This is a genomic window from Legionella sp. W10-070 (assembly GCF_900640175.1).
Taxonomy (GTDB): Bacteria; Pseudomonadota; Gammaproteobacteria; order Legionellales; family Legionellaceae; genus Tatlockia.
Map to the genome: position 1 here is coordinate 1 of NZ_CAAAJC010000005.1, position 24,324 is coordinate 24,324.

The following is a 24,324-nucleotide window of genomic DNA, read 5'->3' on the forward strand; positions in this document are numbered from 1 at the left end:
ATTGCTACACGTTATGATAAAACTGCTGCCATGTTTCTGGGAGCACTAACTTTAGTAAGTATTATATTGTGGCTGAAACTTTAAAAACATGCCCTAATAAAGCTTGGGAAACAGATCATCAAATCAGAAGAACGGCATGGATCTATGCGCTTGAACGCGCAGGCGTTCGCTATCGAAACCCTTACCAAACTCGTCATACATTCGCATCTATGATGTTATCAGCTGGAGAAAACATTATGTGGGTTGCGAGTCAGATGGGGCACGTTGATACAGAAATGGTTATGAAAACTTATGGTAAATGGATACCTGATAATTCTCTTAAACTTGGATATAAACCCTTAAACAATTGGGGTGCATTTTTTGGTGAAATAAACCCGCTGGGACCCCGCGGATCAAATGAAGGCGGTAAAAATATTGATAAATCAACAAGTTATATGGTGGAGGCGGCGGGAATCGAACCCGCGTCCGCAAATCCTCTGCCATCGGTTCTACATGCGTAGCCTTGTCTTTTAAATTAACCGTGGCCTCTCCGACAGGCAGGATAGAACACGGCGATTCCCTTAGTTTAACACCTTAACTCGGGACGGGCTAAGATGCGAGCTTATCTCTTATGACCGTTGAGTCGATACCGATAAGCGGGCTCGGTCAACGGGGCGCTGGTTTTATGGCAGCGCACGGTGCGGTTACACTATCAAAGCTTACGCAGCGATAGCTTCACCTGCAAAGTTTTCATCATTTGCATTTATATTTAGTGAGACTGATTTACGAGAGTGCTCCTTCTCGGCATGCCCCTCAGGTTTCGCAACCCGCGTCGAAGCCAGGTCGCCCCCTTGTTACCTTTTTATTATAACATAAATCCGCAGCTAACAGGATATCGGATTAATTTTTTATTTTATCTGCCCAGTATTATAACTGGGCAGATAACAATGTTACTGAATAATGCCATTGTGCCGCAACAAGGCATCAACCGTTGCCGCTCGTCCTCTAAACGATTCATAGGCATCGGAAGCTTTCTTAGAACCACCGACTTCGAGAATACAATGGAGGAAATCACGTCCGGTTGATTCATTAAATATTCCCTCTTCTTCAAAGCGAGAAAAAGCATCGCTGGAAAGCACCTCCGCCCACTTATAGCTGTAATAGCCAGCGGCATAACCTCCGCCAAAAATATGGGAAAAACTGTGCTGGAAGCGATTATAAGGCACAGCTGGAATAACTGTTGTCCGCTGGCGGACCTCCGCTAAAATCCTTGGTACAAAATCAGCCTCATCAGGGACAAATTCCTGATGGATGCGAAAATCAAATAAAGAAAACTCCAGTTGGCGCATCATCGCCATCGCCGACTGGAAATTTTTAGCAGCCAACAATTTCTCATATAATGGAGCAGGTAAAAGTTCTCCGGTATCCACATGCTCTGCTAACAAATCCAGTGCCGCCTGCTCCCAACACCAGTTTTCAAAGAACTGACTTGGCAATTCAACGGCATCCCACTCTACGCCATTGATTCCAGAAGCGCTTAAATAATCCACCTGCGTTAAAACATGGTGCAGACAATGCCCAAATTCATGGAATAACGTCAGCACTTCATCATGAGACAGGGTTGCTTCTTTATTGGCCGCGGGCTTGGCAAAATTACAGGTTAATGTCGCGATGGGTGACTGGATAGCGCCATTGGTTCTTTTCCTTCGACTTTGGCAAGAGTCCATCCATGCCCCGCCACGTTTGTGAGGCCTGGCAAATAAATCCACATAGATATAACCGCGGGCCTGTCCTTTTTCATCAGCAAGCTGATAACATTTGACATCGGGATGCCAGACATCAACATTTTTTATTTCTTCCAATCTCATGCCGTAAAGTTTATGCACGATAGCAAACAAGCCATGCATTACTTTAGTCAGTGGGAAATAGGGACGTAAATCTTCCTGTGAAATAGCATAACGAGCCTGTCTCTTTTTCTCTGATAAGTAAGCAAGATCCCAAGGCGCGATTTCATCAAGATGATAATTCTCTGTGGCAAATTGTTTTAATTTTTGAAACTCAGTCTCTGCCTGCTGACGGGCTTTGGATGCCAGGTCAGTTAAAAAATCAAGCACATGGCCAGTTGATTCTGCCATTTTAGTGGCCAGAGATAATTCGGCATAATTATTAAACCCTAACAGGTTTGCTTTTTCATGCCTTAAAGCCAGCATTTCCCCAATGATTTCCGTATTATCAAATTGACCAGCGCTCGGCCCTTTATCGGAAGCACGGGTCACATAAGCATGGTAAAGTTCTTCCCTTAAAGCGCGGTCATTGGCATAGCTGATTACAGCAAGATAACTTGGGAATTCAAGATTAAACAACCAGCCGGACACCCCCTTTTCCTCTGCCAGTTCGCGTGCGGTATGCAACGCATGTTCAGGGATTCCCTCAAGACGTTTTTCATCGGTAATGTGGATACTGAATGCCTGGGTAGCATCGAGGACATTATTTTCAAACTGATTGGATAAAGCAGAGAGTCGGGTTTGAATGGCTTCAAAACGTATTTTTTTTTCCTTGGATAACGCCACGCCTGATAACTTAAAGTCACGGAGCGTATCGTCTACAATTTTTTGCTGCACCTCATTGAGCATCCCTCTGTCCAACGAATTGATTGCCTCATACAGTGTTTGATTATGGCCAATCGCAGCTTCGTAAGCAGACAATTGCGGCAAGCAGGCTTGATAACACGCCCGCAAAGCCTGGGAATTCACTACTGCGTGTAAATGGGATAACGGCGACCAAAACCGTTCCAGTGTGTCATCCATATCTTCCAGCGGTTGCATCAGGTTATCCCAGGTAAACTCCTGCTCTTTTTCAAGAATAGTTTTTATCTGAGCTAAATTTTCCTCAAGTAATATTTGCAAACGGCTGGCAAAATCACTCGGATCAATGGTGCTAAATAGTGGTAACCTTGTAGACATAAGTTCCTCAACGAAAATAATAGATCACAGCGGTATTATTCAAATAGCCCTGTTTTACAGAGAATAACATTGAATCAACTGGAGCTCCATGAAAGTCAGGCATTAACAGGAATAACAGAAGGGAAATTAAAATCAATCTCCTTGCAAAAAGGCTCCATTGGCACCAAAGGCGACTCTGTCATGGAGCTTGTCGTCTCTGCTGACTCAAGCGGTTCTGCCGGTTTGAAGATGCCAAAGCGTGAAGCCAGCTGCGAATATCGCCCCTCATTTAAATCCGGCAACTTATCAGAGGGCCTTTGCTTCTCCACCCATTTACCAGCAGCATAGTTGATGAACGTGATAGCAACCAGCAGAATTGCTCCTATCAAAGGAATAATCGGATTAACGGCAAGCGCCGGAATGGCCAGACACATGGCTAAAAACAAAGCAGCGGTATTAAACACACTGAGCAGCAGTCGTTTTCGTTCAAACTCAATCCGCTGTTGCAGATGCGCCTGATATTGAATGCCTCCCTCCATCTGTGATGGATTATCAACACTCCCGGTTGTCCTTTGTATCTCATCGTATTGCGCTTGCAGGTTAGACAAGCGTCTCAATTCGACAAATGCCCTTAAACCCGCCCAGGCTGCATCAAAAAGAAAAAGGGCAACGGTCAGATACAAGCCGACAGGCGCAAGGGTTCCTGTCAAAATAAAGCAATTAAGTAATCCTCCTGCCAGCCAGAGTGAATCATTTCCTAATTCAAACCAGCGACGCTCTAACTGAGTCTTGACACGAATCCAAAGAGGCAATTCTTTTTCCTTGGCGAGCCCGAAACCAGGTAAAATATGCTTTAAAAAAAGGGCGACATTCACTAAAAACCTTGGTATATAAAATACCCAGGCGATATAACCAAGGACAGGCGCAGCCCAGGGGTCGATGAAAGCGACAAAACGGCAAAAATAGCTGAAATTTTTGGCAACAGGAACCAAGGTTATTAACAAGCGTCTTACCCTGCCTGCAAGCTGTCTTGGCAAATTCAAAGCAGCCGTGACATCCCTGACCTTGCGCGTATAGGAACCGGCATCCGTTCTGGCAATCACCTTTCCTGTCTGTGGGAATTGATAACCGCAATTTTGCAGAAACAACCGATAAAGCGCCTGCTCTTTTTCCAAGCGACAGACTTCTCGAGGCACGTTTAAATAATAGCGGTAGAGATGAGTTAACAACTCGGCCAAAAGCAAGGCCGTAACTAAAGACTTGACACAATCTTCGACTCTCTCGGCAGTCAGAGTATCCTTTGCGGCCAGGTCTGTAAAATCATGTGCCAATTGGCTGCAAAGGATACTGTATTCCAAAGCAAGCAGCGCATGTGCCTCAATAAAAGGCTGAAACGAGGTTGTTTGCTGCTTTGCGAGATATTCACTAAACTCCCATGAGGAAGTAACCTCATAAGGGTCTATAGGCAAACAGCTCATCTGATAGTTTAATCGTTGTAAAACCGCTGTCATACAATGATGAATATAATTCAAAACGTTCAATAATCTCAAAATATAAACAAAAAGTAAAAGTTATTTCTTGTCATGGGCAAGTATTTTTAAACTGAAGAAACTTAATAAACAAAAGGCGGGGAAACAAAGCTTGTCAGTTCATTATCAACAAGTTACTCAAGGTGATCTGAGTAATGCTACAATAATAAACAGAGGACAGTAGAAATTAACAGAAAGCCAACTTGCTGATTAGAAGCTTCTGAGCGACAATAGTCCCCCTGATGATAGCAGAAAAGAGAACGCATGAGTTTTTCCAACGAATTAGCCAATGCCATCCGTTTCTTAAGTATTGACGCCGTAGAACAGGCTCAATCAGGCCACCCCGGAATGCCTTTAGGCATGGCAGATATCGCCACAGTATTGTGGAAAAAATTTTTAAAACATAACCCGAAAAACCCCAGGTGGTTCGATCGCGATCGATTCGTATTATCGAACGGCCACGGTTCCATGTTGCTTTACTCCCTCCTTCATCTGACAGGTTATGACTTGAGCATTGAGGAATTAAAACGTTTCCGTCAATTGCACTCTAAAACGCCAGGACATCCTGAATACGGCGATACACCCGGTGTTGAAACAACAACCGGGCCACTGGGCCAGGGGCTTGCCAATGCAGTAGGAATGGCCATTGCCGAAAAAGTCCTCGCAAGCCAATTTAACCGGCCTGGACTTGAGCTGGTTAACCATCATACCTATGCTTTTGCTGGTGATGGCTGTCTGATGGAAGGAATCTCGCATGAAGCCTGTTCTCTTGCCGGGACTTTAGGGCTTGGCAAGCTGATTGTCTTTTATGATGATAATGGCATTTCCATTGACGGCAAGGTAGAACAGTGGTTTACCGATGACACGGCAACGCGTTTCAAAGGTTACCATTGGCAGGTCATTGGACCAATTGACGGCCATGATCCCCAGGCGATTGAAAAAGCCATAGCACTGGCTCGCGAAGAAGAAAAAAGACCCAGTTTGATTATTTGTAAAACAGTCATCGGTTATGGTTCCCCGGTTGCCGGAAGTGAAAAAGCACATGGCGCACCTTTGGGCGCTGAAGGGATTGCTAAAGCGAGGGAAGCATTTAACTGGCCATACCCCCCCTTTGAAATACCTGATTCCCTCTATGCCGCCTGGAACCATGTAGAACAAGGACAATATGAAGAAACCTCCTGGTTAGCCTGTTGTCATAGTTATCAGCTGCAGCACCAGCAGGATTACCATGAATTTTTACGCCGCATTAACGGCGACTTGCCCGATAACTGGGATGAATTATCAACAGCATTTATTGAACAGTGCCGCTTAAATGATAAAGCGCAGGCAACTCGCAAAAGCTCCCAGCAATGCATAGGGTATTTTGCCAAATTTTTACCCGAAATGTTGGGGGGCTCTGCTGATTTAACAGGCTCCAATAATACTGACTGGTCTGGCAGTAAAGCCATTACTGCCAATGACTCTTGCGGTAATTATCTTTTTTATGGGGTGCGTGAGTTTGCGATGGCGGCCATTATGAATGGCTTGGCTTTACATGGGGGAATTATCCCTTATGGCGGCACCTTTTTAGTTTTTTCTGATTATGCCAGAAATGCCATACGCCTGGGTGCGTTAATGCATCAACGGATTATCTATGTATTGACCCATGATTCAATCGGCCTTGGTGAAGATGGGCCTACCCATCAACCCATAGAGCATGCTGCCATGTTAAGGATGACCCCTGATATGCAAGTCTGGCGGCCCGCCGATTTAATGGAAACCGCGGTTGCCTGGCAACAGGCTCTTGAACACCATACAGGCCCATCAGCGTTGCTGTTATCGCGGCAAAATTTGCCTGCATTAGCCCATGCGGCCAACCATGCCGATCTGATCCAAAAAGGCGGTTATATTCTTCAGGATTGTCAGGGAACGCCGGATGCGATTTTACTGGCCACAGGTTCGGAAGTTCAGTTGGCCTTAACCGCAGCAGAGCGGATGAAAGCACTGGGGCAACAAATCCGCGTCGTCTCTATGCCCTGCTGCGAACGCTTTCTTGCCGCAGATCCTGCTTATCAGGAACAGGTACTGCCCTCATCCATTCGCAAGCGTATTGCTATTGAGGCAGCGGCTACTGGCTACTGGTATCGTTTCGTCGGCCTGGAAGGCAAGGTTATCGGCATTGACCGCTTTGGTGTTTCAGCACCGGCAGCTGATGCTTTTGATGAGTTAGGAATTACCGTTGAAAACATAGTTTCCACGTTGAAGACACTACTTTAAACTGGTTCACCACCTAAGTGACAGCAATTCGGAGAAGTAATATGACAATACGCGTCGCAATAAATGGTTATGGCCGCATAGGCCGTTGTATTTTACGTGCCATTTATGAGTATAAACGGCAGAATGAACTCCAGGTCGTGGCAATTAATGACCTGGCAGCGATAGAAACAATTGCCCATCTGACTCGTTATGATTCTACTCACGGACGCTTTGACAGTGATGTACAAATTGAAGGAAATAATCTGATCATTGATGGAAACCCTATCCGGGTCACCGCTGAACGGAATCCTGAAGCACTTCCCTGGCAGGAATTGGAAGTAGATATCGTTCTTGAATGTACAGGTTATTTCACCAGCCGTGATGCAGCAATGAAGCACCTGACTGCCGGTGCTAAAAAGGTATTAATCTCGGCACCCGGAAAAGACACGGACGCAACAATTGTCTACGGTGTAAACCACCAAACCCTGCGTGATACAGACAGGATTGTTTCCAATGCCTCATGCACCACCAATTGCCTGGCTCCGATAGTAAAACCATTACATGAAGCGCTTGGCATAGAATATGGCCTGGTCAATACGGTGCACGCATACACCAAGGATCAAATGCTGCTAGACGGCAGCCATAGTGATTTACGCCGTGCACGTTCAGCCACCCAGTCGATTATACCTACTAAAACAGGCGCTGCAGTCGCTGTTGGGCTTGTATTACCTGAACTGGCAGGGAAACTGGATGGTTTTGCCATGCGGGTACCTACCTTGAATGTTTCTGTAGTGGATTTGACGTTTACCGCCAAACGTGAAACAACTGCAGCGGAAGTGAATGAGATCATGCGCAAAGCAAAGAACGACATTTTACACATTAGCGAAGAACCTTTGGTTTCCTGTGATTTTAATCATTACCCTGCTTCAGCTGTTTTTGACACCACCCAAACAAAAGTTCTGGGCACCTTGGTCAAGGTTGTTGCCTGGTATGATAATGAATGGGGCTTTTCCAACCGCATGCTGGATACGGCCTGCTATATGATGAACCTTTAAGGGTGGTAAATTGATGAACTTGACTAAAATGAACGAAATCAGCCTCAGCGGCAAGCGGGTGCTGATTCGTGAAGATTTAAATGTTCCCATCAAAGAGGGCATTATTACCAGTGAGCAGCGTTTGCAGGCAGCGTTACCCACTCTACAGGCCGCGCTGGATGAGAATGCAGCGGTAATGGTGCTCTCTCATCTGGGCAGACCAGAAGAAGGAAAATTTGACAAGCGCTTCTCCTTGCAGCCGATTGCTGATTATTTGGCAGCACATCTGGATTATCCGGTGCGCTTTGTCAGTGACTATCTGGATGGCGTGGATGTTAACCCCGGCGAACTGGTTATTTGTGAAAATGTCCGTTTTAATGTGGGCGAAAAAGCGGATGATGCGGCATTGGCTAAAAGACTGGCTCAATTATGCGATATATTCGTTATGGATGCTTTTGGCACCGCACATCGCGCTCAAGCCTCCACTTATGGTGTCGCAAAATACGCACCCATCGTTGCAGCCGGCCCTCTTTTAGTTAATGAGCTTGAAGCGTTGGAACAAGCTTTAAAAAAACCGGAAAAGCCTATCGTGGCAATTGTTGGCGGTGCAAAAGTATCCACTAAATTAACCTTGCTCAGGCAGTTGATTCATAAAGTAGATTATCTTATCCCTGGCGGCGGTATTGCCAATACCTTTCTCAAGGCACAAGGTTATGAAATTGGTGTGTCTTTATATGAGGAAGATTTAATTGCCGAAGCCCGCAGCATTTTGGAATCAGCTGCAGCAGCAGGTTGCCATATTCCTTTACCAACGGATGCCGTTGTTGGTAAATCATTTTCTGACAGCTGTCCTGCATTTAATAAGTCATTAGCCAGCATAGCCCCCGATGACATGATTATGGATATAGGCCCTGATACAGTCAGCAATTACATTGAAATTATAGATAAGGCAAATACCATTATATGGAATGGGCCTGTCGGAGTTTTTGAATTTCCCCAATTTGCTTATGGTACACGGGCATTGGCGATTGCTATCGCCAACAGTGAAGCATTTTCAATTGCTGGCGGGGGTGATACACTGGCTGCGATTGATCAATATGACTTAAATCAACAAATTTCCTATATTTCTACCGGCGGGGGCGCATTTTTAGAATTCCTTGAAGGAAAAACCTTGCCTGCTGTCGCCATTTTGGAAGAGCGTGCCAATGCGTCGGACTAAAATTATTGCAACTTTAGGACCAGCCTGCAGTGAACATGGGGTGCTTCGCGCCCTGCTTGCAGCCGGTGTAGATGTATTAAGGATCAATTTCTCGCATGTCAGCGATAACCTGATGCCGCTTGTTGCCCAGGCCAGGGACATAGCAAGGGAGCTTAACCGCCCATTGGCGGTGATGGCTGACTTGCAAGGACCTAAACTGCGAATTGGCCGCTTTAAAGCAGATAAAATTAATTTGCTCAATGGCCAATCGTTTACCCTGGACTGCGAAAGTCATTTGCCGGGAGATGAAACCTCTGTTTCTGTGGCTTATCACAACCTGTGTTATGAATTAAAAGCAGGTGATCATCTGTTACTTGACGACGGTCTGATTGAACTTGAAGTTACCGAAATAAACCCTCCCCTGATTCATTGTCTGGTTATTGAAGGCGGTACCCTGCATAATAATAAGGGTCTGAACCGTAAAGGAGGCGGCCTGGCTGCCAGGGCATTGACGGAGAAAGACAAGCAAGACTTAAAAACTGCTGTAGAACTGGGTGTTGACTACCTCTCACTGTCTTTTGTCAGGGATACCCGGGATATTGACGAAGCCAGAGCGCTATTGCGCGAGCTTAATGCAGAAGCTATCCCAATTATTGCTAAAATAGAGCGCACAGAAGCCTTACAACATTTAACCGAAATCATTAATGCAACCGATGCGGTGATGGTTGCCCGCGGCGATCTGGGGGTGGAAATCGGTGCTGCGGAAGTACCCGCCATTCAAAAACGGATCATTGAGCAAAGCAGACGCCTGGATAAGGTAGTAATTACTGCCACCCAGATGATGGAATCGATGATTTATCAACCACAGCCTACACGGGCTGAAGTATCCGACGTGGCCAATGCCATTTTGGATGGGACTGATGCGGTAATGCTTTCTGCCGAAACCGCAACTGGTAATTTTCCCGTAAAAGTAATCGATATGGTGGATAAAATTTGTCGAAGCACTGAAAAACATGCCGGTTTCTTCTATCATGTGGCCCATGAAAGTTGCCATTATCAGCGTGCTGATCATGCTATTGCCATGGCGACCATGCATACCGCCAACCATTTTCCTATTAAAGCCATTGTGGCACTTACCGAGTCAGGCGCCACCGCCATATGGATGTCTCGCCATCACAGTACTGTGCCCATTTATGCCATCACAGCCAATCCTCAAACAGTGGGCAAATTAAGTCTGGTTAATAATGTCTTCCCCATCTTTCTTGACTACCATCAGCTGGAATCAGATATGGTGAATGAGAAAGTCCTTGAGCACCTCCTGCATTTGGGGTTGCTGGAAAAAAATTCCTTTGTCTTGCTTACCAGAGGATATCGGATTGGCAAACCAGGTGGTACAAATTGCATGGAAATCAGACGCATATGAAGCAGCCATATTGAGTGGTTATACCCTTTTAATCCCCTCTATATAACGGTTTAAGTAAGGAGAGGTTAGCCACATCAATACACCAATCGCCAAGGTAATTAAACCAATATAAGCAAAGACCCTGGTATAGATCATCAATGAATCGATACCAGGATTAAGGTGTGTAGGCAGGGCTGTCAATGAAGCAACGGAGGCACCCAAAAAACCAGCCACCGCAGGAGTTAAGAACCACATGCCCATGACAAACCCGGTAATTTTATTGGGTACCAGCTCAGCAACCATAGCAACCCCTAAAGCTGAAACCAGCAATTCGCCCGTGCTTTGAAAAAAATAGCTTGCCACCAGCCACCAGTAGGAAACCATACCCGTTCCGTCATGTAGATATCTGGCAAAATAAAGTAATGTGAAACTGATGCCGCAGCAACACATGCCCGCAGCAAATTTATGAGGGATTGGGAAAGCCCTGCCACGCTCGTGGAGTTTTCCATAAACAAAAGCCAATACCGGACTCATGCTTATAATCCATAAGGGATTAAGGGCCTGAAAACTTTGCGGATCAATGGGTATGCCAAATAAACTGGGCACCACATTATTTACTGCAAATAAATTTAAAGAAGTAGGCATTTGTTGATAAAGGGTAAAAAATACGATGGCTTCAAGCATCAATACAAAGGCTACCAACATTCTCTTGAAGGAAGCCTTATCTTCTTTGCGCATGTAAATAAAATACATGCCGGCAACCAGGGCGGCAATTAGCCAAATCAGATTCTTGGCTATTATCACATGTTGCAATAAAAAAGCAGAAATTGCGGTAGCGATAACGATCCCAAGCAAAATTAACCCCCATTGCCAGAATGCAATTTTTCGTTTATCTGCTTCGGTACTGATGCTTGCGACATGCCGCCGCTGCAGCCAGTAGTTAAAAAGCCCAAGACTCAAGCCAATAAAGCTCATGAAATAAGCATAGAAATAACCATAGCGGCTGGATAAGGCAGGACCAATGAACAGAGCCGCTGTCGACCCTAAGTTAATTGCCATGTAATAGAGGGTAAAGCCGCCGTGCAACCGCGAATCATTTTTGCCGTAGCACTTCGACAGCAAATTCGATGGATTTGCCTTGAATATCCCATTGCCAACACATACAAGCCCTAAGGCCCAAAATACCTGTTCCCTGGCAGCAAGGGCAAGGAACAGGTAACCGAGGGCAAGAACAATCAGCCCTAAAATAATTGAGCGTTTGGTTCCTAGCAGGTTATCACCAAGATAGCCCCCCGCTGCCACCATTCCATAAACCAGGGCAGAAAAAGCACCAAAGGTAAAATAAGCAGAACTATCGTCAAATCCTAAAAAACGGATGAAATAGAGGGTTAAAATGCCTTGCGCTGTATAGAAACCAAAGCGCTCCCAGATTTCCAGCATGAAAATCATGTAAAAAGCCCGAGGTTGCAGACGAAACAATGCAAGCATTTTTCCTCTTCTTTCTCGAAGGTGATAATTAACGCTATACCACTTTAAAATTAAATGCAATCGGCTGGGGAACCACTGTTTTAATTGCTGACAAATCCGTTATTGTCTGATAAGGGGTTTTTAGTGTGTCTAATTACCGTGTCCACGGCCATGTCTTCAGACACCTTCATCAAGACCGTAGTCGATTCCTGAAGCTAGGGCGTGTCCTCTGAGCACTCTTTGTCATCCCCGCGCAGGCGGGGATCCATCTTCGTAGCAACGTAAGGGGTTACGCAAGGGTATAGATTCCCGCCTGCGCGGGAATGACATGCAAACTAAAAAGTTAGATAACTTAATGAGCTTTATATATGCAGCAAATTGCTTAAAAAATAGGCTTTATTTGAGGACATGCCCTAATGAATTTTATCGATAATTGCGTTAATTAATCTTCGGCATGCGACCCTCATTTTCTCCTTCTTCCTCTTCCTCTTCCTTTTTACTGCTCATGGCAGGGAAAGAAGAGCCTGTAGGGCTTGACTTAAGTGGCTTGAAATCTACTCCCTGTTTTTCTAATGCCTCCGCCAGGGGAGAATAATCAAGGATTTCTTTTTGCTCCTCAGGAGAAAAGCCTGTCTCGGTTATAGCACGTTGAAGTAATGCCAAACCCGGTTTTACTTTATCCATCTCCAAAAAGCCCTGTAAATCCTCGGCATTCAATTGATGCTCTTTGGCATAAGCAGCTATATCCTTAAAGCAATTTACAATACCCTGTAAGTTTTCGGGTTTGATTGCTGAGAATCGCTTACCAATTTGCTCTATAAACTGCTCTATGGACTGACTCTCTGCAATTTGCTCAGACAAAGCCTTTACTGCCGCGTTTATGTCGTCGGAAGTAAACACCCTGGACAAATCGGTTGTTGTCTCATGGACGTGAGCCACTTTCATAGTATTATCAAGCACTGGCCCTGCTTCCAGTTTCTCCTTAACCTCGTCTTTAGCCGACTCCTGGACCTTATCAGGGTCCTTAAAAAGCGTCGTCTTCAACCATCCCGCAAATTTACTAACTAGCGGCAATGCCAACCGGCCAATGACATAGGCTCCACCTAACACAGCCGAGCCAGCCACTATTCCCAAACCAATCGGCGGAAAAGCCAACGCCAAACCGACACCAATGACTGCAAGTGCGGATAAGCCGATAGCCATGCATCTATCGGCAACCTTGCCAGAATTCATTTTTTCGAGCTTTTGCTGCAGATGTAACTGCTTATCATAAAGTTCCTGGATTTCCTTTGCTTTGGCCCTAAAGCGTTGTTCCAAATCCTTAAACTCAGTTTCCATCTCGTTAAAATTTGCATTCCCTTCTTTAATTGTCCTCTCTAATCCGGCAGCCTTCACTTGCAAATCAGTCAGCTCGGCTTCTTTATCAGCGATCTCTGCCGGGATTTTATTTAATGCTTTTTTAAGTTGGGCGCGATCATAAAAATGCTTGCCCAATAAAAATACACTGGTTGCAAAACCAAGGCTTGCAGCAACCACCGCGATTGGAGCGGCTAATGCGGGCACAGCAATTGCGGTAATCGTTAATCCCAGCAAGACAGAAGAGTACAACAGCCTGGCATTTCGGGAGAGGGTAATAGGAGACTTCTGTCCTTCTGAACGAAGCAGGGAGGCGGCAAGATAGATTATCGGTATCCGGACAAAATCGATAATGGCAAGCCCCAGCGAACCCCACTGAAATCCACTGCCGGCTACTTTTGTTGCATGGGTCACATGTCCATGAACAATCGCCAGCTTACTTAACGATTTTCCTGAGTTGTCAATATTACGCAAAAATCCTGACAACAGGGGGACCTTATTGAGTAATGCAAGAAATACCGAATTTTCAGAAAGTGGCTGTGGCTTAAAATCCGGCTTTTGCTGCATGCTCTGAAGTCCTTGCAAAAGACGCTGTTTTCTAATCTCTTGCCCTTCAAAAATTAATCCATCATCAACCTCTTTACTGGTTGCCAATAAGGATTTAAATTTCGCTGTTTGATCGCCCATATCCACCACCTTTATCTTTATACTGTAAATATAACAAACGCAGGCTTAGCAAAATATTAACAAGCTTCATGCCAATAAATAAAACCTGTAAATTTCCAGCGGTTGGAGGCATTTCTTCCCATACTCGGCTTGTCCGTTTTATTATTTTTAAGACTATTTAAAAATTTATTGTTATTATTATTTTGACTCTGACAATTACTATTGCTTGCCAGACTCATCCTGTGTCAACTATATTTCTATAATCTTAAAAAAATAAGCAGTTATGATTAAAAGAGGCCTTTATTTGGCGGGTGGCGGTGCACGAGGTGCCTATCAGGCAGGTGTCCTGAAAGCCATTAGCCATATTTTACAGGTGAAGCAGCTTCCCTTCGCAATGATCAGCGGGGTCAGTGTAGGCAGCATCAATGCCGCCGTATTGGCTGAAAACGCCCATGATTTTCCTGCCGCCGTTGAAAAGCTTGAGGGAATGTGGAGTGCAATTTCCTGCCAGCAAATTTTTAACGCCAGCAATTATGAATTGAGTAAATCCGTATTGCGCAATATGAGTCACCTGATTATCAGGCAACGGCAGTCAGGCCATCTCCTGGACACAACCCCTTTAAGGGAATTTATTACTGAGAACATCGACTTTAATCTTCTCCAGTCCAATATTGCCAGTCAGCAGCTGGAAGCGATGGAAGTTATCAGTCAATGTTATGAAACGCAGCAAACCATCTCCTTTTACCAACATTACGAGGCGCCTGGGTTTATTGATTGGCATTATCCCCGCCATGCCAGCCAAAGAGCGGACTTGACGATGGAACATATTCTGGCTTCCAGCGCACTCCCGCTTTTTTTTCCTACTGTTGGGCTTGATGGCTTTCACTACGGTGACGGCAGTATGGGATTAGTAGCCCCTCTGCGAGGCGCAATTCGCTTTCAAATGGAAAAAATACTGATCCTTGGAACACGTCAGTTACCCGTTTTTGCTAATCCTGAGCATTTAAAAAATGGCGACATCGGGTTTGCCCGCATTTTAGGCGGTATGCTGAATGGCTTGTTTCTCGATAATCTTGATCGCGACATCGAAATGGTCAACCGTATGAATGATATCGCCCGCCTGTTATCCATGTGGAAGAAACGTCGCTCCCCCTGGCGCCCTATTGATACGCTGCACTTAAGACCAAGCATGGATATTTCACAGGTAGCCCAGTCGCAATATAATAATATGCCTGCCTTACTCCGATTTTTACTCAATATACTGGGAGCAAAAGACCATTCCGGTGACTTATTAAGTTTCCTGTTATTTGAAAAGGAATTTACACAAGAATTAATTGAACTTGGCTATCAGGATACCCTTTCAGTATCAACAGATGTTCATAAATTTTTTAGCTAAGCCGATGTGAAGTCTAATCAAAAACGAGACTGTCGAGCACGTAATTCTGCCAGTACGGCATGCGTATCAGGCATCACTCCATGCCAAATAAAAAAAGCTTCCGCAGCCTGCTCAACCAACATTCCAAGCCCATCAATCCCATGACATCCTTGTTGCCGCGCCCAATCCACAAAGGCCGTGGTACCCTGGGCGCTATAAGCCAAATCATAACAATAAGCAGCCGGGTGAATGAGCGATGAGGGCAACTCCATCATTTTGTCTTTTAAGCTCATCGAGGTCGCATTGATAATTAAATCAAAAGAACCTTGCAGATTTGCCAGCCTGCAGCAATTAACCTGCTTAAAATCAGCCTGCAATGCTTCTGCCTTACTCATGGTACGATTGGTAATCGTTAATTGGGCAATATCTGCAGCCAGCAAGGGAGCAATAATGCCTCGGGCAGCACCACCAGCTCCTATGATCAGGACCTTTTTATCCTCTAAAGCAAGATGATGGGATAAATCCCTTATTAAACCAACCCCGTCTGTATTGTCAGCATGTAACTGTTCATTCTCCATCCACAGGGTATTTGCAGCACCTGCCCTGCGACAACGGGGGGTCTGCACCTGGGCCATAGCAAAAGCCCTTTGCTTAAACGGCAGGGTGATATTCAAACCCCGGCCTTCTGAGGCAAAAAAATCGCCCACTTTCGCTTCAAACTCTTTTTCTTCAACCTGCAATTTTACATAGCTGAGTTGCCTACCCGTTTGCACAGCAAAGCGCTGATGGATAAATGGAGATAAGCTATGGGCCACAGGATTACCTACTACAGCAAAATAATTGGCCATCTGCTCCTCTTCATTAATAGGGTGATTTTTTTCCAGGAATAGTTTTACCTTTTTTCCTTTCAGTGTCCATCGCTGAGGCTACAATATCCATTATTGCCTTTGCAGGATCGGTCAGAGAAGACATGGAGTCTAGCAAGGGTTTTGCCAAGTCTATTGCGCTTGTTGTCGGTGCCATGCCTAATTTCTCAGGATCTAACAACCACTCCCATGATTTTACCGTTTCCATGGGTTGCCTGGTAGGCATCGACGTAGTTAGAGGTTGCCAGGTTTGTTCAAATATCTCAAAAGACTGCCTGAAATAATCCAGTGCCCTATGGCCATTTTCAATGGCAAGGCTAACCTGTTTTTCGATAAACTCTTCAGGCGTTTTCATGTTAGCCAGATCATCTGCCTTTAAGAAACGGAAATCCTGTAATACTTTGATATTAAGAGCAAATAGTTGTTGAAAAGGCGCTTGCAAATGCCTTGCAACCTCACTCCACTGCTGTAAATGTTGCTGGTTCATAGCAATCTCCATTGCGGCTTGGCGGCTTGCCTCCTATTCTTTAACTATAGCAGATGGAATGATCTCACCCTGCAAACAGGCAGGTTGTCCCCTAAGATGGACTCAAGCGACAACCGCTCAATGCGAGCTGGCAATCAAGCTAAACCATGAGGCTTTTGGCAACAACTTCCCGTAAGTCACGCGACAAATCCAGTGCTGATAGTTGCTTAAGCTCCTTTTGCATCAATTGCTGTCGCTTGACATCATATCGTCGCCAGCGCGTAAACGGCGTTGCCAGCCTTGCGCTAATCTGGGGATTTAATTTATCCATTTTAACCAGCATGTCGCTCAAAAAGGTATAGCCACTCCCGTCTGTTGCATGAAAATTACGGGGATTGGCCTGACAAAATGCGCCTACCAGAGCTCTTACCTTATTGGGGTTTTTTATATTAAAGGCAGGATGCTTTAATAATATTTTTACTCTGGCCAAGGTTTCAGGCAACTCACTGCTTGCCTGCACAGCAAACCACTTATCCATAACCAGGTCATCTTGCGACCATTGTTTATAGAAACTATCGAGCGCCTGCTCTCTGGCCGGCCCATGCGAGCAGTTATTCAGCAATGAAAAACTGGCCATCTGATCACTCATGGTACGCGCTTTGATAAATTGTTGCTGGCAAAGCTCTAGCGCAGACTGCTCATCAGCCTTCATCATCAGCCACAAACAGATATTTCTTAATTTTCTTTGCCCATAAGCCTTTGCATGCATGGCATGATCTTCTATCCGCCACAATTGCTGGTAAGTGGAATAAGCTGCCTCAAACAAGTATCTTCCAAGATCAACCCTGAACATATCACGAGCAGATTCCAGTCGATCAACATCAATGACCGTCAATCCTGCAGCCACTTCCTCAAAACCTGGAGGAGTTAAAATTTCAGCCCGTAAAGAGTAATCCAGGGTTTCATCTAACAACACATGCCGATAAGCAGCCAGTAGTTCATCAGGAATACGCCCATCATCAGAACTGTTTAAGCAATCAAGGATGCAACCCGACGCCAACCGCTGGGCAGCATTCCACTTGGCGTAGCCATCTGATTCATAGCGCAGGAGTGCCAGGAGTTCTTCTTTGCTGGACTGTTGATGAAGCTTAATAGGGGCTGAAAAATCGCGCAATAAAGAAATAAACGGCTTGGCTTTTAAGCCGGTAAAACTAAAAGATTGCTTCGCCTCACGTAACTCCAGTACCTCCGGCTCTACAGCTAACTGTTGCCCATTTTCTGCGAATAAGGCAATACGGATAGGGATATGGAAAGGTTTCTTGTCCCGACATTCTGCTGTAGCTGGGCAGGATTGGGTCATGGTTAAGGTAAGGCTGTCATTGCTGAAATTGCTAACCACATGTACCTCAGGAGTCCCTGCCTGACTATACCAGCGTTTGAACTGAGTAAGATCAACAGCATTGGCATCTTCCATGGCCGCCACAAAATCATCAATCGTCACCGCCTGACCATCATGACGCTGAAAATACAAGTCCATCCCACGACGAAAACCCTCCTTACCTAACAAGGTATGCTGCATACGGATAACTTCAGCCCCTTTGTTGTAGACAGTGGCGGTATAGAAATTATTAATCTCCTGATAAGACTCAGGCCTTACCGGATGGGCCATTGCTCCGGCATCCTCGGGAAACTGTGCAGCCCGCAGTACCTTGACATCAAGAATTCGATTGACATCGCGAGAATTCATGTCACGAGAAAACTCCTGATCACGAAAAACGGTTAAGCCTTCTTTCAAGCTCAACTGGAACCAATCCCGACAAGTCACCCGGTTTCCTGTCCAATTATGAAAATACTCATGGGCGACTACGCCCTCAATATCAGCAAAATCCTGATCCGTTGCCGTATCTGGCCGGGCAAGAATATATTTGGAATTAAAAATATTTAAGCCTTTATTTTCCATGGCCCCCATATTAAAGTCACTGACAGCAACTATCATAAAAATTGCAAGATCATACTCACGGCCATAGGCTTCTTCATCCCAACGCATCGCTTTTTTCAAAGAAACCATGGCATGGGCGCATTTGTCTTCATTGCCCGGCTCCACATAAATGCGCAAATCAACCTCTTTGCCTGAGCAGGTCACAAATTTATCCTTAACACAGGCTAAATCACCGGCAACCAAAGCAAAAAGATAGGAAGGCTTTTTGAACGGATCTTGCCATTTAACCCAATGCCGTCCGTTCTCCAGCTCGCCTGAGCCAATTAAATTACCATTGGAAAGCAGTACCGGGTAAGTTGCTTTATCGGCAGAGATCCTGGTAGTAAAAGGTGCCAAAACATCAGGCCGGTCTGGAAAAAAAGTAATACGCCTGAATCCTTCTGCCTCACACTGAGTACAGAATAAATGATTTGAGCGGTAAAGACCGGATAATTTGGTGTTCTCTTGCGGGCGGATGCGAGTTACTATCTTTAAACTGAAGTCATCTGGACAGCCCTCAAGAACTAAATCCCCTCCTTCAATGCAATAGCTTGTTTCATCAAGTTGGCAGTTATCCAGAAATAGTTCAATGAGCTCCAGCTCATCACCATACAGGCGCAAAGCGCCTTGATGTTGACGTTTTAATAATAACTGGCTGGTAATCAAGGCATGGTCATCATACAAATCAACATTCAATTCCACATTATTTACTATAAAAACAGGAGGTTGATAATCTTTTCGATAAATTGTCGCATCTGGCATGGACTTTGCTCCACTATTGGTATATTAAAAAATAATAGGTTGATTTTATTAATGTTTGCTTTAGCCGCTATGAGTTCCTACAATAAATTTAGATAGTGTCTCGCTTTTACTGCCGAAATGCAAAAGGTTTGACACAATAATGATAAGCGTTTTTTCCCAGATTTATGGGGTAAGTAGAAGGGGATGAGTTATGAACACGCAAGATTTTTTAGCAGGCTATACCAAGCGCTTTGTGGAAAACAAAGAAGAAGAATTAAGCCTGGACGAATACCTGGAGTTGTGCCGTACCGATCCCTCTGCTTATGCTAACCCAGCCGAGCGCCTGTTAATGGCCATTGGCGAGCCAGAAAGGATTGATACCCGCCATGATCCGGTGCTTTCAAGGCTTTTTTCTAACAAAATCATAAATCAATACCCTGTTTTCAAAGAGTTTTTTGGGATGGAAGAACCCATAGAACAGATTGTAGGCTTCCTCAAGCATGCAGCCCAGGGATTGGAAGAAACCAAACAAGTCTTGTATCTGTTAGGCCCCGTGGGCGGCGGTAAATCCTCCCTTGCAGAAAAGTTAAAAGATTTAATGCAAAAAACCCCCTTTTATGCGATTAAGGATTCACCGGTTTTCGATTCACCCTTATCCTTATTTGACCCGGAAGAAGATGGCGAATTATTATATGAGCGCTTTGGCATTCCTCCCCGTCACCTCCGTTACGTCATGTCACCCTGGGCTGTCAAACGCCTGCAGGAATTTAACGGCGATATTTCAAAATTCAAAATTGTCAAGGTGAAACCCTCACGCCTTAAGCAAATCGCCATTGCCAAAACCGAACCGGGAGATGAAAACAACCAGGATATTTCCTCCCTGGTAGGCAAGGTTGATATCCGCAAGCTGGAAGAATTTTCCCAGGATGATCCCGATGCTTACAGTTACTCCGGCGGCTTATGCCGTGCTAACCGCGGATTACTGGAATTTGTGGAAATGTTCAAAGCACCAATCAAGGTACTCCATCCCCTGCTGACAGCAACACAGGAAGGAAACTACAATGCCACTGAAGGATTGTCTGCCATTCCTTTTGAAGGCATCATTCTGGCACATTCCAATGAATCAGAATGGCAAACATTCCGTAATAACAAAAACAATGAAGCCTTTATCGATCGGATTAATATTGTAAAAGTTCCTTACTGTCTGCGAGTATCTGAAGAGTTAAAAATCTATACAAAACTGGTAAATCACAGCTCCCTGAAAGAAGCACCCTGCGCCCCTGGAACGATGGCGATGCTTGCCCAATTCTCAGTTTTGACACGTTTGAAAGAGCCGCAGAACTCAAGTATCTATTCCAAGATGCGGGTGTACAACGGTGAAAGCCTGAAGGATACCGATCCTAAAGCCAAGTCCTACCAGGAATACCGTGATTTTGCCGGAGTTGATGAGGGAATGAGTGGCATATCAACACGCTTTGCCTTTAAAATTTTATCCAAGGTATTTAACTTTGACCATTCAGAAATTGCAGCCAACCCGGTGCATTTACTTTATGTACTGGAACGGCAAATTGAACAGGAACAATTCCCTCAGGAACTTCATGAAAAATACCTGACGTTCATTAAAGAATACCTGACACCAAAATATGTGGAGTTCATTGGCAAAGAAATTCAGACCGCTTACCTGGAGTCCTATTCTGAATACGGACAAAATATTTTCGACCGCTATGTAACCTATGCCGATTTCTGGATTCAGGATCAAGATTACCGTGATCCGGATACAGGAGAAATCTTTGACCGTGCATCACTTAATCTGGAGCTGGAAAAAATTGAAAAGCCGGCCGGTATTTCAAACCCTAAAGACTTCCGTAATGAGGTGGTTAATTTCGTCCTCAGAGCACGTGCAAACAACCATGGCAAAAATCCGGTTTGGAACAGTTATGAAAAACTTAAAAGCGTGATTGAGAAAAAGATGTTCACCAATACCGAGGATTTATTGCCGGTTATTTCCTTTAATGCCAAGGCTTCAGAGGATGATAAGAAGAAACATGAGGAATTTATTGCCCGCATGGTAGATAAAGGCTATACCCGCAAGCAGGTCAGGTTACTGTGCGAATGGTATTTGCGGGTACGCAAATCCCAATAACTAAGGATGTGTAGCTATGTCACAAATCATTGACAGGCGATTAAATGCAGGTAAAAAAAGCACAGTAAACCGCCAGCGTTTCCTTCGCCGCTACAAAAACCAGATCAAACGTGCTGTATCTGATGCGGTAAGCAAGCGTAGTATTACGGAAATCGATCAGGGTGAGGAAATTAGTATCCCTGCCAGAGATATTTCCGAGCCTCGTTTTTACCGCGGTCATGGCGGCCGAATAGAACGTGTATTGCCTGGCAATGATCAGTTCCAGAGCGGAGACCGCATCAAGCGGCCTTCTGGAGGTGAAGGCGGCGGTGCAGGAGACACTCAGGCCAGTAATACAGGTGAAGGAGAAGACGAGTTTGTTTTCCAGCTTTCACGGGAAGAGTTTCTTGAATTATATTTTGAGGATCTGGAACTGCCTGATTTGGTCAAGAAAGAGTTGGCACGGATGACAACGTATAAAACCATCCGTGCCGGAATTACCAGTAGCGGCATTCCTGCCAATATCAATGTGGTGCGCTCGATGCGCCAGGCAGCAGGCCGGCGCATGGCTCTGGCATCACCTTATAAACACCAACTACGCCAGGCAGAGGAAGAGTTGGAACGCCTGGAAACCAATCCCAACGCTGCAAAAATCGATATTTTACGCTTAAAAAAGGATATTGATTTTTTAAAAAAGAAAATCAAGGCGGTTCCTTTTATCGATACCATTGACTTACGCTATAACAACCGTATTCGGGTGCTTGCACCATCAACTCAGGCGGTTATGTTTTGTGTAATGGACGTTTCCGGCTCAATGGACGAAGCCAAAAAAGATGTTGCCAAACGCTTCTTTATTCTTCTCTACCTTTTTCTTACCAGAAATTATGAAAAAATAGAGCTTGTCTTTATTCGCCACCATACCTCCGCCAAAGAAGTTGATGAAGACGAATTTTTCTATTCACGTGAAACAGGCGGCACGGTGGTGTCCAGCGCATTGGAACTATTAAGTAACATCATCGAAGCACGTTATCCGCCCTCAGCCTGGAATATTTATGTTGCTCAAGCTTCCGACGGGGATAACTGGAATGCCGATTCCCCTTACTGCCAGGAGCTTTTACAAGAGAAAATCATGCCCCTGCTGCAATATTTTGCCTACATTGAAATTATGCCGCGCCATCACCAGAGCCTTTGGGAGGTTTATCAGCAGGTACGTCAGCATTATCCTAATTTTGCCATGGAAAATATTGATGACGTGACCGATATTTATCCTGTGTTCCGAGAGTTATTTAAAAGGAAAACCTCATGAGAAAAAAGCCTTTATCCACAGGGGCTGAATGGACGTTTGAATTAATTCAAGCCTACGATAAAGAAATTGCCCGTTTAGCCAAAGACTTTAAGCTGGATACTTACCCCAATCAAATTGAAATTATTTCTGCAGAGCAGATGATGGATGCCTATGCTTCTGTAGGCATGCCAATAGGCTATTATCATTGGTCTTTTGGTAAACACTTTGTGGGCGTTGAAAAGAGCTATCAGCGCGGGCAGATGGGCCTAGCCTATGAATTGGTTATTAATTCAAACCCTTGCATTTCTTATCTGATGGAAGAAAACACCATTGCCATGCAAGTCCTGGTCATTGCCCATGCCTGCTATGGACATAATTCGTTTTTTAAAAACAACTACTTATTTAAAATGTGGACCTCGGCAGATGCCATTATTGATTATCTGGTTTTTGCCAAAAACTATATTAGCGAATGCGAGCAACGTTATGGTATCGATGAAGTCGAAGCAATCCTTGACGCTTGCCATGCGTTAATGAACTACGGCGTTGATCGTTACAAACATCCGGCTGGATTATCCATCCAGGAAGAAAAAATTCGTCAACAAAACCGCGAAATGTATTTGCAGTCACAGGTCAATGAATTGTGGCGCACTATCCCGCAAAGTAAACGAGTAGATAAAAATGGTCAAAAAAAACGTTTTCCGGAAGAGCCTCAGGAGAACATCCTTTATTTCATTGAAAAAAATGCCCCTTTGCTCCAGCCATGGCAGCGTGAAATTGTCCGCATCGTAAGAAAAATTGCCCAATATTTTTATCCGCAAGGGCAAACAAAGGTGATGAATGAAGGCTGGGCCTGTTTTTGGCACTACACCCTTTTAAATGCCCTCTATGATGAGGGGCTGGTTACTGATGAATTTATGCTGGAGGTTTTGCAAAACCACACCAATGTCATCATGCAGCCCCCGTTCGACAGCCCCTATTTTTCAGGAATCAATCCATATACCCTGGGGTACCATATGATGCAGGACATCAAACGTATCTGTGAAAATCCTACAGAAGAAGATAAAAACTGGTTCCCTTACCTGGCTCATACTGATTGGTTATCAAGCCTTGACGGCGCGATGCGTAATTTTAAGGATGAAAGTTTCATTTCCCAATACCTGTCCCCCCGGCTGATTCGCGAGCTTAAACTGTTTCATATCGTCGATGATGACCGGCAACCGGATCTGATAGTAGACGCCATCCATGATGAAAAAGGTTACCAGGCAATTCGGGAAGCGCTATCAAGACAATATAACCTGGGTTACCTGGAGCCAGATATCCAGGTTTATTCTGTAGATTTGGAAGGTGACCGCTCATTAACCTTGCGCTATACCCAACATAATCGCGTTCCTCTTGGGGAAAGCACGACGGAAGTTTTAAGGCATTTGTACAGCCTGTGGAAATTCCCCATTACCCTCCAGGCGGTTGATTTATCCGGCCAGATAACGGCCGAGTACCATTGCCCGACTCTTCCGGCAAATAAAAATCAAGTGAAGGATATCCACTAGAGCGCCGTCATGAGGCTTATGCAGATGGCGGTCAGGAAAAGCTTGGCGGTTGTGCGCAGGTGGAAATGTATCCCGGTGATGTATTTGTCATAGAGACCCCAGGCGGTGGAGGTTATGGTAATCTTCCAGATGATCT

Annotated in this window: 15 protein-coding genes, 1 other RNA gene and 1 pseudogene; 9 read left to right on the forward strand and 8 right to left on the reverse strand. The window is 44.9% G+C overall.

The genetic code is table 11. The annotated features are described in order from the left end of the window. Positions 1–68: 68 nt before the first annotated feature. Positions 69–281: pseudogene (locus E1O65_RS02960) on the forward strand (tyrosine-type recombinase/integrase); the annotation flags it as partial. A 154-nt stretch (positions 282–435) separates the two neighbouring features. On the opposite strand, the gene ssrA reads toward E1O65_RS02960, so the two are convergent. The 3 genes from ssrA to E1O65_RS02975 all read right to left on the reverse strand — a co-directional run bounded on the left by ssrA (position 436) and on the right by E1O65_RS02975 (position 4,462). Next, positions 436–830: a transfer-messenger RNA gene (gene ssrA / locus E1O65_RS02965) on the reverse strand. A gap of 99 nt (positions 831–929) precedes the next feature. Further along, positions 930–2,942, reverse strand: a complete 2,013-nt coding sequence (locus E1O65_RS02970) for a M3 family metallopeptidase (protein ID WP_133132112.1) — start codon at positions 2,940–2,942, stop codon at positions 930–932. Positions 2,943–3,037: 95 nt separating this feature from the next. Continuing rightward, positions 3,038–4,462: a hypothetical protein gene (locus E1O65_RS02975; protein WP_133132113.1), complete on the reverse strand. Its 1,425-nt coding sequence runs from the start codon at positions 4,460–4,462 to the stop codon at positions 3,038–3,040. Between the two features lie 252 nt (positions 4,463–4,714). On the opposite strand from E1O65_RS02975, the gene tkt reads away from it, so the two are divergent. The 4 genes from tkt to pyk are packed head-to-tail and all read left to right on the forward strand — an operon-like array spanning position 4,715 to position 10,340. Next, the gene (gene tkt / locus E1O65_RS02980; RefSeq protein ID WP_133132114.1) at positions 4,715–6,706 is read left to right on the forward strand and encodes a transketolase; all 1,992 of its coding nucleotides are present in this window, start codon (positions 4,715–4,717) and stop codon (positions 6,704–6,706) included. Between the two features lie 41 nt (positions 6,707–6,747). Continuing rightward, entirely contained in the window at positions 6,748–7,740 is a 993-nt protein-coding gene (gene gap, locus E1O65_RS02985; protein ID WP_133132115.1) for a type I glyceraldehyde-3-phosphate dehydrogenase, read from the forward strand. Between the two features lie 13 nt (positions 7,741–7,753). Further along, positions 7,754–8,938, forward strand: coding sequence for a phosphoglycerate kinase (locus E1O65_RS02990; RefSeq protein ID WP_133132116.1), 1,185 nt, complete (start codon positions 7,754–7,756; stop codon positions 8,936–8,938). Continuing rightward, a complete protein-coding gene (pyk, locus tag E1O65_RS02995; RefSeq protein WP_133132117.1) occupies positions 8,925–10,340 on the forward strand; it encodes a pyruvate kinase in 1,416 nt (471 codons plus the stop codon). The genes E1O65_RS02990 and pyk overlap by 14 nt, the downstream gene beginning before the upstream one ends. A gap of 18 nt (positions 10,341–10,358) precedes the next feature. On the opposite strand, the gene E1O65_RS03000 is transcribed toward pyk, so the two are convergent. After that, positions 10,359–11,807, reverse strand: a complete 1,449-nt coding sequence (locus tag E1O65_RS03000) for an oligopeptide:H+ symporter (RefSeq protein ID WP_133132118.1) — start codon at positions 11,805–11,807, stop codon at positions 10,359–10,361. A 417-nt stretch (positions 11,808–12,224) separates the two neighbouring features. Continuing rightward, the gene (locus E1O65_RS03005) at positions 12,225–13,829 is read right to left on the reverse strand and encodes a hypothetical protein (protein ID WP_133132119.1); all 1,605 of its coding nucleotides are present in this window, start codon (positions 13,827–13,829) and stop codon (positions 12,225–12,227) included. A 262-nt stretch (positions 13,830–14,091) separates the two neighbouring features. On the opposite strand from E1O65_RS03005, the gene E1O65_RS03010 reads away from it, so the two are divergent. Then, on the forward strand, positions 14,092–15,204 hold the full coding sequence (locus E1O65_RS03010; protein WP_133132120.1) for a patatin-like phospholipase family protein: 1,113 nt from the start codon (positions 14,092–14,094) through the stop codon (positions 15,202–15,204). A gap of 17 nt (positions 15,205–15,221) precedes the next feature. On the opposite strand, the gene aroE is transcribed toward E1O65_RS03010, so the two are convergent. The 3 genes from aroE to pepN all read right to left on the reverse strand — a co-directional run bounded on the left by aroE (position 15,222) and on the right by pepN (position 19,255). Next, the gene (gene aroE, locus E1O65_RS03015; RefSeq protein WP_133132121.1) at positions 15,222–16,031 is read right to left on the reverse strand and encodes a shikimate dehydrogenase; all 810 of its coding nucleotides are present in this window, start codon (positions 16,029–16,031) and stop codon (positions 15,222–15,224) included. Positions 16,032–16,044: 13 nt separating this feature from the next. Further along, the gene (locus E1O65_RS03020) at positions 16,045–16,536 is read right to left on the reverse strand and encodes a phasin family protein (protein ID WP_133132122.1); all 492 of its coding nucleotides are present in this window, start codon (positions 16,534–16,536) and stop codon (positions 16,045–16,047) included. Positions 16,537–16,675: 139 nt separating this feature from the next. Further along, positions 16,676–19,255 carry an aminopeptidase N gene (gene pepN, locus E1O65_RS03025; protein ID WP_133132123.1) on the reverse strand — a complete coding sequence of 860 codons (2,580 nt, stop codon included), beginning with the start codon at positions 19,253–19,255 and terminating at the stop codon, positions 16,676–16,678. Positions 19,256–19,445: 190 nt separating this feature from the next. Here pepN and E1O65_RS03030 point away from each other — a divergent pair, with 190 nt between their 5' ends. Genes E1O65_RS03030 through E1O65_RS03040 form a run of 3 tightly spaced genes read left to right on the forward strand, consistent with a single transcriptional unit; the run spans position 19,446 to position 24,188 of the window. After that, entirely contained in the window at positions 19,446–21,377 is a 1,932-nt protein-coding gene (locus E1O65_RS03030) for a PrkA family serine protein kinase (protein WP_133132124.1), read from the forward strand. Positions 21,378–21,393: 16 nt separating this feature from the next. After that, a complete protein-coding gene (locus E1O65_RS03035; RefSeq protein ID WP_133132125.1) occupies positions 21,394–22,662 on the forward strand; it encodes a YeaH/YhbH family protein in 1,269 nt (422 codons plus the stop codon). After that, positions 22,659–24,188: a SpoVR family protein gene (locus tag E1O65_RS03040; protein ID WP_133132126.1), complete on the forward strand. Its 1,530-nt coding sequence runs from the start codon at positions 22,659–22,661 to the stop codon at positions 24,186–24,188. The genes E1O65_RS03035 and E1O65_RS03040 overlap by 4 nt, the downstream gene beginning before the upstream one ends. Positions 24,189–24,324: the final 136 nt, after the last annotated feature.